At 37.2% G+C, this 14,895-nt stretch carries 14 protein-coding genes and 1 pseudogene; 6 read left to right on the top strand and 9 right to left on the bottom strand.

Annotated features, from left to right (window positions below):
- Nucleotides 1-18 precede the first annotated feature (18 nt).
- A complete protein-coding gene (locus G525_RS0110110) occupies nt 19-2,082 on the bottom strand; it encodes a tetratricopeptide repeat-containing sensor histidine kinase (RefSeq protein WP_027126075.1) in 2,064 nt (687 codons plus the stop codon).
- Between the two features lie 643 nt (nt 2,083-2,725).
- Here G525_RS0110110 and argS point away from each other — a divergent pair.
- The 4 genes from argS to G525_RS0110135 all read left to right on the top strand — a co-directional run bounded on the left by argS (nt 2,726) and on the right by G525_RS0110135 (nt 7,860).
- A complete protein-coding gene (gene argS / locus G525_RS0110115; protein ID WP_027126076.1) occupies nt 2,726-4,504 on the top strand; it encodes an arginine--tRNA ligase in 1,779 nt (592 codons plus the stop codon).
- A gap of 220 nt (nt 4,505-4,724) precedes the next feature.
- Nucleotides 4,725-6,053 (top strand): signal recognition particle protein, encoded by a 1,329-nt coding sequence (gene ffh, locus G525_RS0110125; protein ID WP_027126077.1) that lies wholly within the window; start codon nt 4,725-4,727, stop codon nt 6,051-6,053.
- A 156-nt stretch (nt 6,054-6,209) separates the two neighbouring features.
- On the top strand, nt 6,210-7,085 hold the full coding sequence (locus tag G525_RS0110130; RefSeq protein ID WP_027126078.1) for a bifunctional 5,10-methylenetetrahydrofolate dehydrogenase/5,10-methenyltetrahydrofolate cyclohydrolase: 876 nt from the start codon (nt 6,210-6,212) through the stop codon (nt 7,083-7,085).
- 49 nt (nt 7,086-7,134) lie between these two features.
- The gene (locus tag G525_RS0110135) at nt 7,135-7,860 is read left to right on the top strand and encodes a YwaF family protein (RefSeq protein WP_027126079.1); all 726 of its coding nucleotides are present in this window, start codon (nt 7,135-7,137) and stop codon (nt 7,858-7,860) included.
- Nucleotides 7,861-7,862: 2 nt separating this feature from the next.
- Here the strand turns inward: G525_RS0110135 and G525_RS20675 are convergent.
- The 8 genes and pseudogenes from G525_RS20675 to G525_RS0110175 all read right to left on the bottom strand — a co-directional run bounded on the left by G525_RS20675 (nt 7,863) and on the right by G525_RS0110175 (nt 13,702).
- Nucleotides 7,863-8,286 (bottom strand): annotated as a pseudogene (locus G525_RS20675) (VOC family protein).
- Between the two features lie 3 nt (nt 8,287-8,289).
- Complete coding sequence (locus G525_RS0110145; RefSeq protein WP_027126080.1) at nt 8,290-8,475, bottom strand: hypothetical protein; 186 nt, start codon at nt 8,473-8,475, stop codon at nt 8,290-8,292.
- Nucleotides 8,476-8,533: 58 nt separating this feature from the next.
- Nucleotides 8,534-9,295, bottom strand: coding sequence for a 23S rRNA pseudouridine(2604) synthase RluF (gene rluF, locus G525_RS0110150; protein ID WP_027126081.1), 762 nt, complete (start codon nt 9,293-9,295; stop codon nt 8,534-8,536).
- Nucleotides 9,296-9,312: 17 nt separating this feature from the next.
- Nucleotides 9,313-10,137: an alpha/beta hydrolase gene (locus G525_RS0110155; protein WP_027126082.1), complete on the bottom strand. Its 825-nt coding sequence runs from the start codon at nt 10,135-10,137 to the stop codon at nt 9,313-9,315.
- Nucleotides 10,138-10,162: 25 nt separating this feature from the next.
- Nucleotides 10,163-10,531: a cupin domain-containing protein gene (locus G525_RS0110160; RefSeq protein ID WP_027126083.1), complete on the bottom strand. Its 369-nt coding sequence runs from the start codon at nt 10,529-10,531 to the stop codon at nt 10,163-10,165.
- Nucleotides 10,532-10,574: 43 nt separating this feature from the next.
- Nucleotides 10,575-11,546, bottom strand: coding sequence for a YitT family protein (locus G525_RS0110165; protein WP_027126084.1), 972 nt, complete (start codon nt 11,544-11,546; stop codon nt 10,575-10,577).
- A 17-nt stretch (nt 11,547-11,563) separates the two neighbouring features.
- Nucleotides 11,564-12,118: a hypothetical protein gene (locus tag G525_RS0110170; RefSeq protein WP_027126085.1), complete on the bottom strand. Its 555-nt coding sequence runs from the start codon at nt 12,116-12,118 to the stop codon at nt 11,564-11,566.
- A gap of 42 nt (nt 12,119-12,160) precedes the next feature.
- Nucleotides 12,161-13,702 (bottom strand): helicase HerA-like domain-containing protein, encoded by a 1,542-nt coding sequence (locus G525_RS0110175; protein WP_027126086.1) that lies wholly within the window; start codon nt 13,700-13,702, stop codon nt 12,161-12,163.
- A gap of 57 nt (nt 13,703-13,759) precedes the next feature.
- On the opposite strand from G525_RS0110175, the gene G525_RS0110180 reads away from it, so the two are divergent.
- Nucleotides 13,760-14,206, top strand: coding sequence for a RidA family protein (locus G525_RS0110180; protein ID WP_027126087.1), 447 nt, complete (start codon nt 13,760-13,762; stop codon nt 14,204-14,206).
- Between the two features lie 55 nt (nt 14,207-14,261).
- Complete coding sequence (locus tag G525_RS0110185; protein WP_027126088.1) at nt 14,262-14,894, top strand: 7-carboxy-7-deazaguanine synthase QueE; 633 nt, start codon at nt 14,262-14,264, stop codon at nt 14,892-14,894.
- Nucleotide 14,895 lies beyond the last annotated feature (1 nt).

Genomic DNA, 14,895 nt, shown 5'->3' on the forward strand with positions numbered 1-14,895 from the left:
TGGAACAATAAACACACGTTAGTTATGATCTTCCGTTTTAGTTTTTGGAAGTTCAACGTAGAATTTGGTGCCAACGTTCTGAGTGCTTTCTACCCAAATTCGTCCGTGGTTAAGTTCTACCAATTCTTTGCAAATCGTCAAGCCTAAACCCGTCCCTTTTTCGTTTTTGGTACCAACGGTTGTAAAATTATTGTTTTGAAAAAGTCTTTTGAGGTTTTCATTCGGAATTCCAACACCAGTGTCTTCTACACAGATCAAGGATTTTCCATTAAGGTCTTTGTTGGAAATGGTTATAATATCTCCCACGCGACTAAATTTTACAGCGTTGGTGAGTAAGTTTTGCACAATAATTTCCACCATGCTCCTATCCGCATAGATAAAATCTTGTTGAGTTTCATCAATCACTACAATGCGTTTTTGCTCAATTTTTTGTTCTACCAACCTGATTTTGCTATGAAAAACTTCTTGGATATTGAAATGTTCAGGATTTGGTTCCAAATTCTGCATTTGTGATTTAGACCAATTCAAAAGATTGAATAATAACAAGGACGCATTATCCGCATTTTCACTCAATTCTGGTATCAGATCATCAAATTCTTCTTTGCTAATACTGTCCTCCTTGAGTAAATCTAAAAATGCCTTGATGGAAGAGATGGAATCTTTTAAATCATGTGAAACAATGCTGAACAAACGATCTTTGACATCATTGATTTCTTGGAGATGGAGTTTCTGTTCCATAATAGCTTCGTTCTGAAGCTGAATCTGCATGTTCTTTTCTTCAAGTTCCTGCGTGTATTTAATGGTGCTTTTTCTTTTCAGATAAATCAAAAGCAAAAAGGTCAATACGGTAACGAAGGCAACAACCAAACCATAGGATAGAAGTTTTAATTGCTTTACTTGATCTGTATTGATAACTGATGTGTCAAGGGGTGTGGGTAGAGCAGCGGTAGCATTGGAATCGTTGAGAATGAGGGCTTCAATAGAATCTGTATTTATAGGAAGTTGCGGCTGGTTGAGAAAATGGAGACGCTGTTTTAAACTAAAATATTCACGTTGCCACTTGTAAGCATTTTGAAATTTGCCCTTGGTGGAGTCCAAAGCCATCAGTAATTTGTAGTTTTTTAATTGCTCTTCTGCATTGTCTACTTTTTTTGTCAATTCAAAAGCTTCGTAAATCTGGCTTTCGGCAAGTCGTGTATTTCTTTTTTCAAGGTTCAAACGTCCAGCAGAATTCAATGATCTTAAAAGACCTTCTTGATCATTTGTTTTTCTGTTTAATTTTAAGCCTTCAACAAGATATTGAGCAGCTTTGTCATAGTCTTTAAACTTCAGATACTCTTCCCCAATTCGCGGTAAGATTTCACCTCTGAGCGAGGCGTCCGTTTCAGGATTGATCAGTTCTAAAACAGCTTCGTAATATTCAATCGCCTTTCGGTGTTCTTTGCGCTTTGAATACAACAAGGCAATATTTTTTGTGGACAATTTAATGCCAGAACTGTCTTGCAAACGGCTTCTGACGTTCAAGGCCTTCAAATTAAATTCGAGAGATTTATCTATTTGATGGGTGCTCAAATAAGCTTCAGCTAGATTGTTGTAGGCCAAACTAAGGTCTTCGTAGAGGTTTTGATCTTCAAATATTTTGATGGCAGATAAAGAATTTACCAATCCCGTATTATAATTTCCTCTTTGGATTTCTAATAAGCCAATGCTATTGCTCACTTTGGCAATTCCTAAAGTATCATTGAGCTCTGTGTATAATTTTTTGGATTTATTGAAAAGGTCAATGGCGTTGAAGTAATCATTTTTATTACTGTAAATAAGCGCTCTGTAATAATGGGAATCAGCAATTCCTTTAGTATAATTTATAGATGATGAAAGTTGTTCTGTCTCTGAAATATATAAGAGCGCTTTTTTATACTCCTGTGCTTTATAAAGCGCTTTAATAAGGCGTAATGAAGTGTCTACTTTAGAAGAATCCTGTTTTTGATACGCTAATTGGATAGCAATACTGTCTATCTCCTTGGTTTGTGAATGACCAGATAAGGCAGCAAAAAGGGCAGCTAAGGCAATTAACCGTTTCATTTTTGGTAATTAGTTATAAATTGTAATGACAATGTGATTTGAACTTGCCTTGAGGGAGAGGAGAGGTACGTTCACAGAATACAATAACAATGACGTTAAGGATTTTTAATATAATGTATCAACGTTTTTTAAGACCTTGATTAATAGCTGCGTCAAAAATGGATAAAAGGGTTTTAATACCCTAATTTTCGGGTTTTACTACCAATAAATTAGATAAAGTGAAGACTGTATTTTTTTTAATATTTTCCATTTCCGATGAAAGGTCAAAATCTTGGAAAAACGACACTTTTGCCGTTGAAATGCACAGCTGCGGCCACGGCTAAGTAAAGTTTAATTATAGTGTTTAAAATCATTGGTTTATAAAAATGGCTCTAATTGAAGAAGGAATTTACCAAGTGGATGTTGAAGTGCTGAGTTTCGATTTTAATAATGCTCAATCCTTAGTCTGGAATCTCTGCATTCTATAATAAGAATAGCAATACAAAGAAGCTCGATTCTATTTTCATAACGTATTTTTAGGTTTCATCTTAGTGAAATATATTAGGGTCAAAACGGAACGAGGCGTTTTACATAACAATACAGCTCTAGCATCTAAAAAAAATTAATTAAAATCCTATCTTTGCAAACTTAAATTGTACAGTAGATGAATCTTCAGGAAACCTTATCACAACAGGTAAAAAAAGCAGTAAACGATATTTTCGGCGCCACTTTGGACTCAGTAGAATTACAGGCCACCCGCAAAGAATTTGTGGGCGATGTGACTGTAGTTGTTTTTCCGATGCTCCGTGTGGTTAAAGGGAATCCGGTACAGATTGGTGAACAAATTGGCGCATACCTTCTAGATAAAATTGATGAGGTCAAATCGTTCAATGTGGTGAAAGGATTTTTGAATATTGAGATCGACGCTGCCTATTATCTTAAAATTTTTGAATCTATAAAAGACAATGAAACTTTCGGATTTGTAGCATCTCAACCAGAGAACAAGGCCATTATGGTAGAATATTCTTCTCCAAACACCAATAAGCCTTTGCATTTAGGACACATCCGTAATAATTTGTTAGGTTATAGTGTTGCAGAAATCTTAAAAGCTTCAGGTAAAAAAGTCTATAAAACACAAATCATCAATGACCGAGGAATCCATATTTGTAAAAGTATGTTGGCTTGGAAACGTTTTGGAAACGGAGAGACTCCTGAATCTTCTGGATTGAAAGGGGATAAGCTGGTAGGGAATTACTATGTAAAGTTTGATAAAGAATACAAAAAGGAAATTCAGGAATTGATTGCTCAGGGTAAAACTGAAGAAGAAGCGAAGAAGCAAGCACCTCTCATCATTGATGCACAAGAAATGCTTCAGAAATGGGAGGCAGGAGATCTAGAAACTGTGGCACTTTGGGAAAAAATGAATGTGTGGGTTTATAGAGGTTTTGATGAAACTTATAAGAACTTGGGCGTTGATTTTGACAATCTTTACTACGAAAGTCAAACCTATCTTTTAGGTAAGGAATTTGTAGCGGAAGGTCTCAAATCGGGTGTGTTTTTTAAAAAAGAAGATGGTTCTATTTGGTGTGATTTGACTGAAGATGGTTTGGACGAAAAAATAGTCCTCCGTTCAGACGGAACCGCCGTATATATGACACAGGATATTGGCACGGCCATACAGCGGGTTAAAGATTTTCCTGATGTTGGAGGCATGGTTTATACGGTAGGAAATGAGCAGGAATACCATTTTCAAGTCTTGTTTTTGATCATTAAGAAGTTAGGTTTTGAATGGGCCAAAAACTTATTTCACTTAAGTTATGGCATGGTTGATTTGCCCTCTGGAAAAATGAAGAGTAGAGAAGGTACTGTTGTAGATGCTGATGATCTGATCGTCGAAATGGCTAAAACAGCTGAAGAGATCTCTGAAGAATTGGGCAAGTTGGATGGATATTCAGATGCTGAGAAAGACGAGCTGTACAAATCCATTGGTTTGGGGGCACTGAAATATTATATATTAAAAGTGGATCCAAGAAAACGGATTCTTTTCGATCCGAAAGAATCTATCGATTTTCAAGGCAATACTGGGCCGTTTATTCAATATACCTATGCCAGAATCCAATCCATATTAAGAAAATCAAATTTGACAGCGGCTATTGATAGTGACGCAATCGCGTTACATGAGAAGGAAAAGGAACTTATTAAACAGTTGCTCTTGTTTCCTGAAGTCATCCAAAATGCGGCGGCAAATCACAGCCCGGCACTTGTTGCCAATTACACCTATGATTTGGTAAAAGAGTTTAATTCTTTTTATCAAAATGTGTCCATTCTTGGGGCTGAAAATGATAATGAAAAAGCCTTCAGAGTAGCCTTGTCTCATAAAGTGGCCGTGACAATCAAAAATGCCTTTGGTTTATTGGGAATTGATGTGCCCGAGCGGATGTAATTTATTAGTGAAATCCATAACTTTACGACGAAGGGATGAGGTTATGATGGTTGAACTTATCCTGCTGTTTCGGGGGATCCGAAATTCAATATCTGACAAGCTTGTCAAGATGATATTTATTAAGCCCATAGGTTTTATAAATAGACATCAAATATGTAAATTTGCAATTCAAAATTTAATTGGTTGTAGTTTAAAACTACAAACAGAAGACTGAAATCATATGTTTAATAATTTAAGTGAAAAGTTAGATAAAGCACTACACGTTCTTAAAGGACATGGCAGTATTACAGAAGTTAACGTTGCCGAAACCTTAAAAGAGGTGCGTAGAGCCTTGTTGGATGCGGATGTCAACTTTAAAATTGCCAAGGAATTTACCAATACAGTCAAGGAAAAAGCATTGGGTCAAAATGTATTGACCACTTTGCAGCCAGGACAGTTAATGGTAAAATTGGTCAAGGATGAACTGACTGAACTTATGGGTGGCGATGCTGAAGGACTTAATCTTTCTGGCAGCCCAAGTGTTATTTTAATGTCTGGTTTGCAGGGTTCTGGTAAAACTACTTTTTCTGGTAAACTTGCCAATTATCTTAAAAATAAGAAAACAAAGAAGCCTTTATTGGTGGCCTGTGACGTGTACCGTCCTGCAGCAGTAGATCAATTGCATGTTGTAGGAGATCAAATTAATGTTGAGGTGTACAGTGATAAGGGCAATACTGATCCTGTGGCCATTGCTAAGGCTGGTATTGCGCACGCCAAAGCAAACGGCTATAATGTGGTCATTATAGATACGGCAGGGCGTTTGGCTGTTGATGAGGTGATGATGACCGAGATATCAAACATCCATACAGCTATTCAGCCCCAAGAAACCTTATTTGTGGTGGATGCTATGACCGGTCAGGATGCCGTGAATACCGCAAAAGCCTTTAACGACTTATTAAATTTTGACGGTGTTATCCTTACCAAATTAGATGGGGATACACGTGGTGGTGCGGCCATTTCGATTAAATCTGTGGTCAATAAGCCAATTAAATTTATTGGTACAGGCGAGAAAATGGAAGCCATTGACGTGTTCTATCCATCACGTATGGCAGATCGTATTTTGGGCATGGGAGATGTTGTTTCACTTGTTGAGCGGGCTCAAGAGCAGTTTGATGAAGATGAAGCGCGGAAACTTCAAAAGAAAATTGCTAAAAATCAATTCGGGTTTGATGATTTCTTGAAGCAGATTCAGCAAATCAAAAAGATGGGGAACATGAAAGACCTTATGGGCATGATTCCTGGGGCTGGAAAGATGATGAAAGATGTTGATATTGATGACGATGCTTTTAAAGGCATTGAAGCCATTATCCATTCCATGACCCCATTAGAAAGAACAAATCCTTCGGTTATTAATGCCAGTAGAAAGAAACGTATTGGTAAAGGTTCAGGGACTTCGGTTCAAGAAGTAAATCAACTTTTGAAACAGTTCGATCAAATGAGCAAAATGATGAAGATGATGCAAGGTGGTAAAGGAAAAGCGATGATGCAGGCAATGAAAGGAATGAAGTAGTCTTCAATTCTCAGTTGGCAGCTTTCGGTTAACAGTCCTCAGTTGATAAGTTTTAGCCGAAAGTTAGTTATAATAATTAAAAATAAACAAGTGCGCCTCTGCGTCTCTGCGAGAAAATTATTCGTGTATTCGTGGTTAATTAAACATTAAATAAGAATGGTTTTACTCGATGGTAAAAAAGTAAGCAATGACATTAAGAATGAAATTGCCGAACAGGTAAAAAAAATGAAGGATAATGGCGAAAAAGTGCCTCATCTTGCCGCTATTATAGTGGGTAACGATGGTGCAAGTTTGACCTATGTCGCCAGTAAAGTTCGCGCCTGCGAACGCGTTGGGTTTGAATCCACCATGGTGCGTCTTTCAAATACCACAAGTCAAGTTGAATTGTTGGATAAGATTAAAGAATTAAATGAAAACCCAGATATTGACGGTTTCATTATTCAGTTGCCATTACCAAAACAAATAGATACCCAAAAGGTACTCTTAGCCGTAAATCCTGATAAGGATGTGGATGGTTTTCACCCAATGAACTTTGGAAGAATGGCCTTAGATATGTCCACTTTTATTCCTGCAACGCCTTTTGGCATCTTAGAATTGTTGGATAGATATGGTGTGGATACCCAAGGAAAACATACTGTTGTCATTGGTCGTAGCCACATTGTTGGAAGACCGATGAGCATATTGATGGGGAGAAAAGGGTTTCCAGGAAACTCAACGGTTACCTTAACACACAGTCATACTAAAAACATCACACAAATCACTTCTCAGGCGGACATTATTATCTCAGCTCTTGGTGTGCCCAATTTCTTAAAAGCGGAAATGGTAAAAGATGATGCCGTTATCATTGATGTGGGAATTACCCGAGTTCCTGATGACACTACAGAAAAGGGATACCGAATTACTGGTGATGTCGATTTTGAGAATGTCAGTAAAAAAGCAAGTTTTATAACGCCAGTCCCTGGTGGTGTTGGTCCAATGACGATTGCCATGTTACTTAAAAATACGCTTTTGGCAAGAGAGCGTCAAATTTAAAAAAGACAATCACCAATTATAGGGCTTTATGCAAATCATTCGTTCTTCAATGCCACTAGTCATACAACGTGTGGCATTTGGAAGTTTGGAGCATTGGCTTCCTATTCTTATTGCCCTCATTCTAGGAGTTGCTATCATTTATTATGCAAAAAAACACCCAGGCTTAAAAATCCAATCCCAACTTATTCACATTATTGCTATTGGGGTCTCGCTGACCGTGATTGGCTTTCATCTTCATAAGTTGCTTTTTGATGATTACGATATCCAAAAAGACCTACCATTATACCTATGTAGCTTATTGGCTATTTTAATTCCTTTATTTACGTATTACCGTAAATTTTGGATGTATGAAATTTTGGTGTTCTGGATTATTGCTGGAACCTTACAAGCTGTTATCACTCCGGATATTGCTTCCGGGTTTCCTTCGTTTAATTTTATCAGATATTGGGTAGTGCATTTAGGACTTTTGATGATAATAAGCTACGCCACTTTTGTCTTTAAAATGATGCCAACGTTTAGAAGTGTACTCAAGTCATTTTTAGCCTTACAACTTTATTTTTTGGCAATAATGTTTATCAATTATCTGCTCAACGCGAATTACTTTTATCTCAATAGAAAACCACAATCAGCATCCTTGTTGGATTATCTAGGAGAATGGCCACTATATATTATAGTCGTACAAATAATTTTGATCCCTTATTTCATGCTCATTTATTTACCTTTTTATTTCTATCAAAGAAAAAAAGGGAGCAAGCGCCATATTGAAACTGTCTAGATTTATTTAGCGAATAATTGGTCTATATCTTTAAAAGCTTTGAATTCTAGTGCATTACCAGAAGGGTCCAGAAAAAACATGGTGGCTTGCTCTCCTACTTGACCTTCAAAACGAATATGGTGCTATTGTAAATTGAACCTCCTTATTTTTTAAATCCTTTGCGAAATCTTGAAATACCTGCCATGGTAATACTACACCATAATGTGGGACGGGAACATTTTTTCCGTCAACGCTATTAGTGTGTTCGTCGTCTGTTGATTTCTCTTTATAATGAATGACCAGTTGATGTCCAAAAAAATTGAAATCTACCCAATGGTCAGAGCTTCTGCCTTCGGCACAGTTTAAAACATCCCTATAAAAAGTACGACATGTTTCTAGATTATGTACCGGAATGGCAATGTGAAATGGTGATAAAGCAATTGTCATATCTTATTTGGTTGGTTCGTCTTTTCGATATTTTAACAGGGAGACACCGGCAATAAAAAAAACACCTCCCAAAATAGTCAAAGCCCAAGGACTTAATGAAGTTAAACTGTTTCCGAAGATGCCCAATACACCTAATATCAAGGCAATCATTCCTCCAATGGTCAATATTAATGCTAAGATTCTAATCATAAAATAAAGTTTTAGGTTTGTATCGTAAAATTAATTCAAGGTAGCAGCTATGCAAATTTTATTTGTTTTTTCTTCTGCGGGGAGGTTCGGTGGACGTTACTTCTTTAGCTGAATCCTCCAAGAGTTTATTCAAATCCTTAAATTCTTCTTCAGTCAATTCACGATAGGTGCCAATGGGCATATCTAATTTGATATTCATAATCCTTACCCGCTTTAATGTCTCCACTTCATAATCCAAATACTCGCACATTCTCCGGATTTGTCTATTCAATCCTTGGGTCAATATAATTCTGAACTCGTTTGTGCCCAACTTTTCGACCGTACATTTTTTTGAGATGGTATCTAAAATAGGTACGCCGTTAGACATTCTTTCAATAAAGGTTTGAGAAATAGGTTTGTTTACGGTAACGATATATTCCTTATCATGATTATTGCTTGCTCTAAGAATTTTGTTTACGATATCGCCATCATCGGTCAAGAGGATTAAACCTTCACTAGGTTTGTCCAACCTGCCAATAGGGAAGATGCGTTTTGGATATTTGATGTAATCTATAATGTTATCCTTTTCAACACGCGTGTCCGTTGTGCATACAATGCCTATTGGTTTGTTGAATGCTAAATAAACAAAGGCGTCCTTAGTGTTCTTGATAGGTTTTCCATCCACCTGAACCACATCATTAACTGAGATTTTTGTACCCATTTCAGGTATCTTTCCGTTGATGGTTACGCGGCCTGCGTCAATCAGTTTGTCGGCTTCCCTACGAGAGCAATAGCCTGCTTCGCTTAAAAATTTATTGATTCTTTTGAGATTTTCTTCCATGTAACAAAGATAACGGATTAGGCATCAATAAATGCGTAAATATGATTGGCAACAGATTCATCACTCAAAGAATGTCCGAGACCTTTGGTGGTAATGAGATGACTATTCTTAAAACTATCTTTTATAAGTAAGGCATCATTATAAGGGATAATCCGATCATCCTGATCATGTATGATCAGGCCTTCGGATTCAATGGTTGCAAGAAATTTTGCCGTTGAAAAGCTGTCCGCAGTATTCCCGAAACGTTCTATAATAGTGTGTTGCAATTGAGAGACGATACGCTGGTTATAACCTAACATGTCTGTATAGCGCTTTATGACATCTTGAAATTCAGAAGGTGACCCTAACAGAATGATTTTTTTTATTTTAGCAAATTGATATTTATGTTGAAAAAAAGCAGAAGCCATGCCGCCAACAGAATGCCCGATAATAATATCTGGAGAAAATCGTTTTGCAGCCACATTAATGAATTCTGCATACAACATCGCATTAAAGACGCGGCCTCCGGAGCGGCCGTGAGCTGGCGCATCAAGTGCAACCACATTATGCCCTCTTTTTTTGAGTTCTAAGATGAGTTTTTTCCAACGGGCAGAATTGCTTTCCCAACCATGGGTAAGTAGGATAGTTTGTTTTTTTCCAAGCCACCGATAGGTCATAATATGATATTTTTCATAATTCAGCTCTTCTTGAAATGCGGTATGTAAAAAATCGGATTGTTCCTCACTTATTTTTCCGGCGCGTGGCTTTGTGAACAAATTCAAAGCTTTATCTGCAGCATACGGTTTTGAGACATAGCTAAGTGCGTTGTAATAAGTTCCGATTATTTTGATGAGAAGTTTCATGCTTGGGAGCTTTATATGCGTTTTGTTAACCTTCTCTGTTTACAAGCGCCATTGAAAATGCTGGAAGACAAATAGCAATGTAGTGACAAGGCTCAGTATATGGATTAGAGTATTGAACTCTGGTGTTCTTTTCGATTTTTATGGATTCGCCTGCTGAAAGAATTACCGTTTCATCCTCAATATTAAATTGCTTTTTACCGCTAATGACAAAGGTGTATTCGTCAAACTCTGGGGTTTGAAAAGGTTCACTCCATCCTGCTGGCGCGATCATGTGGGCAATACTCAGTTGGGAGTTACTATCTGTTGCAGCTCCAAAATGTTCTTTTATTATTTTGCCGTCGGTAGTAGGTACAACAAAAGGAGATCTTTGGATGATATAGCGTTTTTTCGACATTGATTGTGTTTTTTTAAATTTTTTAAGTCCTCAGTCCTCCAACTTACTTTAAAGGTTTTCGTTTGATCATACCACCTCTGATATCTTTTACAAGTCCCATGATAATAAATGCATTTTCGTCAATTTTATCTATTTCAGTATGTAGCTTTGCGAGTTCAAGTCTGGTGACCACCGTGTAAATGATGTCTTTATCATAACTTTCGCTGCTTCCTCCAAATCCACCTTTTCCCGCATAAATAGTGCAGGCACGTCTTAGTTTTTCCACAATCATTTTCCGAAGTTCTGAGTTTTTCTCTGATATGATCGTTACGCCAACATACTCTTCAACACCATCCACAATAAAATCGACTGTTTTCGCAGCAGATAGGTACGTTAATATCGCGTAAAGGGCAACTTCTATTGATAAAATATAAGCCCCAAATGAGAAAATGATGATATTGATTAAGAGAAGGACATCTCCTATGGTAATCGAAAGCTTTTTACTGAGCCATATGGCCAATACCTCAGTGCCATCAATAACGCTGCCGCCTCGCATCGCCATTCCTATTCCCAAACCAAGAAAAAATCCTCCGAAAACCGCAATTAATAAGGGGTCTTCAGTAATGGTTGGATAGTCCACATAGTGCACTACCACGGCTAATATAGCAATGGTAATGATGCTTCTTACGGCAAACTTTATACTAAATGTTTTTGCCGCAAGAATTAAAAATGGGATATTCACTAAGATCAATAAATAACTCAAATTGATCTCAGTGATATTCTCTAAGAGTAATGAAATACCTGTAGCACCTCCATCTATAAATCGATTGGGCAATAAAAAGCCTTTTAATCCGAAACCTGCCGACAAGATACCTATAAGAACATAAGTAGAATCTTTAATAGCGTGTTTGAATTCTACGCGAATCTGCCGCGCTAAAGGAATGACCTGTTTGTTACTAATTTTTTCAGATGAGTTTTCGTGCTCAAGTTTTCTCCGAGCAATCGTAACTAATATTTTTGAAAAAAATGAACTCATCCGTTATGGGTTTTGGTTTAGTTCCAGTGGATGAAAAAGTATTTTACTTTTGCAGTATCTGGTATCTGAGAGGCTTCAATGGAAATGCTTCTATCGAAGCGTAAATTTGATGGCAATTCTTTTTTGTCGATGGTGAATGAGGCATTGATTTCCTTGACACTAACTACTATGGAATTGATTAAATTGTCAATTTTTGAAATCGTATATGCGCTTTGGATGTCTTTGAAAGTACTTGACGTCGAAATTCCTTTTTTTGTCTTATAACGTGGATCCAAAATGCGAACACTGCTGATAACGGCAGTTGAATCAGCTCTTTTTGCCGGTGATACACTTAATAATGCCGCGCCCGCTTTATCAAAAATATCGATATTATTAATGTTTCTTGTAAACTCATTATTCCCAGTATAGTTGGCGATAGAATCATTTTCAAAAACTGATTTTAAATCTTTAACTTGGGTAGAATCCGTCAATGATCCAATATTTTGATTTTGAATTAAGAATGGGGCTTGATCTTTTCCACAACTGGTTACTAAAAGTGAAAATAGAGCAACATAAATAAGCGATTTGTGCATTTGAAATAGAAATTGATTAGTGGTTAATAGTTTTTTTTTGTTTTACTTTTTTTTCATGGCTTTGGAGAGAATCCCGAATACACTTCGTATAAACGTAGCACTGGTAAGTACTTTAACAATAGGATTCATGGCAGAACTTCTGCGTGTCGTGGTAGTGCTTTGCTTGGATTGTGCCCTTTTGAGATCTTCCAATTCTTTTTTAGCCTTTTCTTTTTCATCTAAAGCTTCAGCCTTTTCAATCTTTCGGTTAAGCATCTCATAGGCGCTGTCTCGGTCAATGGTCTCGTTGTATTTTTTGACTAGTTGAGACTTAGATAATAAGTTTGATAATTCATTGTCATTCAGAATATCCATACGACTCATTGGTGCTCGCATCATGGTTGCAGCCAAAGGTGTCGGTTTGCCTTTTTCATCCAAAGCACTTACCAAGGCTTCTCCAGTGCCCAAAGAAGTTAACACAGATGCGGTATCATAGTAGTCGGTGTCAGGATAGTTTTGTGCCGTTAATTTAATGGCTTTTCTATCTTTAGCAGTAAACGCTCGTAAAGCGTGTTGTATTTTTAATCCCAACTGACTTAATACCGCTTCAGGAACATCGGTTGGGTTTTGGGTAACAAAATAAATTCCTACACCTTTACTTCTGATCAATTTGACAATGCTCTCGATTTGGCTTAATAAGGCTTTTGAAGCTTCATCAAAAATTAAATGCGCCTCGTCAATGAAAAGAATAAGTTCAGGCCTTCCTGTATCACCTTTTTCAGGGAATGTAGAATAGATTTCAGCCAATAGACTCAACATAAAAGTTGAGAACAATTTTGGTTTATCTTGAATATCCGTCAAGCGAATAATATTAATATAGCCTCTACCATTTTCATCAATCCTTAATAAATCGTCCACTTCAAAGGAGGTCTCACCAAAAAACAAATCGGCACCTTGTTGCTCCAATTCTACAATTTTTCTAAGAATAGCGCCAGTGGATGCTGTAGAAATGCGACCATATTCTTCTTCAAACTCGGCCTTGCCTTCTTGAGTAGAATATTGTAAAATCTTTTTAAAATCCTTGATATCCAAAAGTGGCATTTTATGATCATCACAGTATTTAAAAATTACTGCAACTATTCCAGACTGGGTGTCTGAAAGATCAAGAATACGGGATAAAAGCACGGGGCCAAATTCGCTGACCGTTGCCCTCAGTCGGACGCCATCTTGTTCAGATAAAGTTAGGATCTCAACTGGAAACGATTTAGGTTCAAATGGGAGGCCAATTTTAGCGTGACGTTCGTTAATTTTAGCGTGTCCTGGACTTGCCTCTGCCAACCCACTTAAATCACCTTTTATGTCCATTAATAAAACGGGAATGCCTTTTTCTGATAGGTTTTCAGCTAACACCTGTAGGGTTTTGGTTTTTCCGGTTCCTGTGGCACCAGCAATCAGTCCGTGTCTATTTAAAGTTTTTAAGGGCACATTAACGAAAGCGTTCGTAATGGTTTCGCCATCCAACATTGCAGCACCTAGCGTAATAAAATCGCCTTTATTTGTGTTGCCCTTTTGTATGTGCTTGAAGAAATCATCCTTTCTGGCCATAAATTCTAAATTTTGGATAAAAATAGTGTAATTTTATTCAAGTATAAAAGATAAAAAATGAAACTTAAGTCACTTTTGTTCATCGTTTTGCTCGTCTTCCTTGCCAATGGATGTAAAAAGTCGTCTCATGAGGTTATTTTCCATAAATCACATGAAGCAAAAAAACAAGACGCACCATTTAGTGATGTGGTTGAGAGTAATGGCTTTTTGTTTTTAAGCGGTCAAGTCGGGATGGACCACGAAACACGTACTTTGGTTAAAGGTGGTATTGAGGCTGAAACCAGACAGTGTTTTGAGAATATCAAAGCTGTTTTGGAACATCATGATTCTTCATTGGATAAAGTGGTCAAGTGTACGGTGATCTTAAATAATATGGATGATTTTATGATATTCAATATGATTTATAAAGAATATTTTTCCAATAAACCAGCACGGACCACCTTTGCAGCAAATGGTTTGGCGGTCAATGCACTTATCGAAATTGATGTCATTGCCTCCAAGTAAAAACTTCTTTTATCTAATCTCTACCTTTTAGGATTATAAAGTATCTTTGCGCCCTATGATAAAAAGTGAAAAACAGGTATTGATTGATCAAGGACTTTTGTTGCCATTAATGGAAGAGTTTTACACCATTCAGGGTGAAGGATTCCACAAAGGAACGGCTGCCTATTTTATAAGATTGGGTGGTTGTGACGTGGGCTGTCATTGGTGTGATGTCAAAGAAAGTTGGGATGCTGAATTGCATCCGCCCACGATGGCCGATATTATTGTTGAAAATGCAGCCAAATATAGCAGGACAATTGTTGTTACTGGTGGAGAGCCATTAATGTGGAATATGGAGCCGCTAACCTCCAAACTAAAAGAGAAGGGTTTGCAGATACACATTGAGACTTCAGGCGCCTATCCATTAACCGGAAATTGGGATTGGATCTGTTTGTCGCCAAAAAAACTGAAACTCCCTACCCAAGATGTTTATGACCATGCCAATGAGCTAAAAGTGATCATTTATAATAAGGACGATTTTAGATTTGCGGAAGAGCAAGCCGCCAAAGTCAATAAGGATTGTATTTTATATTTACAGCCTGAATGGAGTAAACGCGACAAGGTGGTTCCAGAAATAGTCGATTATGTCATGGCCAATCCTAAATGGAAAGTGTCTTTGCAAACACATAAATATTTAAATATTCCATAAA

Source organism: Gelidibacter mesophilus DSM 14095 (genome assembly GCF_000423005.1).
Lineage (GTDB): Bacteria > Bacteroidota > Bacteroidia > Flavobacteriales > Flavobacteriaceae > Gelidibacter > Gelidibacter mesophilus.

What these genes read in the sequence shown, in the direction of transcription:
- G525_RS0110110 (WP_027126075.1), bottom strand. Translation starts at nt 2,082, where the DNA reads ATGAAACGGTTAATTGCCTTAGCTGCCCTTTTTGCTGCCTTATCTGGT.
- argS (WP_027126076.1), top strand. Translation starts at nt 2,726, where the DNA reads ATGAATCTTCAGGAAACCTTATCACAACAGGTAAAAAAAGCAGTAAAC.
- ffh (WP_027126077.1), top strand. Translation starts at nt 4,725, where the DNA reads ATGTTTAATAATTTAAGTGAAAAGTTAGATAAAGCACTACACGTTCTT.
- G525_RS0110130 (WP_027126078.1), top strand. Translation starts at nt 6,210, where the DNA reads ATGGTTTTACTCGATGGTAAAAAAGTAAGCAATGACATTAAGAATGAA.
- G525_RS0110135 (WP_027126079.1), top strand. Translation starts at nt 7,135, where the DNA reads ATGCCACTAGTCATACAACGTGTGGCATTTGGAAGTTTGGAGCATTGG.
- G525_RS0110145 (WP_027126080.1), bottom strand. Translation starts at nt 8,475, where the DNA reads ATGATTAGAATCTTAGCATTAATATTGACCATTGGAGGAATGATTGCC.
- rluF (WP_027126081.1), bottom strand. Translation starts at nt 9,295, where the DNA reads ATGGAAGAAAATCTCAAAAGAATCAATAAATTTTTAAGCGAAGCAGGC.
- G525_RS0110155 (WP_027126082.1), bottom strand. Translation starts at nt 10,137, where the DNA reads ATGAAACTTCTCATCAAAATAATCGGAACTTATTACAACGCACTTAGC.
- G525_RS0110160 (WP_027126083.1), bottom strand. Translation starts at nt 10,531, where the DNA reads ATGTCGAAAAAACGCTATATCATCCAAAGATCTCCTTTTGTTGTACCT.
- G525_RS0110165 (WP_027126084.1), bottom strand. Translation starts at nt 11,546, where the DNA reads ATGAGTTCATTTTTTTCAAAAATATTAGTTACGATTGCTCGGAGAAAA.
- G525_RS0110170 (WP_027126085.1), bottom strand. Translation starts at nt 12,118, where the DNA reads ATGCACAAATCGCTTATTTATGTTGCTCTATTTTCACTTTTAGTAACC.
- G525_RS0110175 (WP_027126086.1), bottom strand. Translation starts at nt 13,702, where the DNA reads ATGGCCAGAAAGGATGATTTCTTCAAGCACATACAAAAGGGCAACACA.
- G525_RS0110180 (WP_027126087.1), top strand. Translation starts at nt 13,760, where the DNA reads ATGAAACTTAAGTCACTTTTGTTCATCGTTTTGCTCGTCTTCCTTGCC.
- G525_RS0110185 (WP_027126088.1), top strand. Translation starts at nt 14,262, where the DNA reads ATGATAAAAAGTGAAAAACAGGTATTGATTGATCAAGGACTTTTGTTG.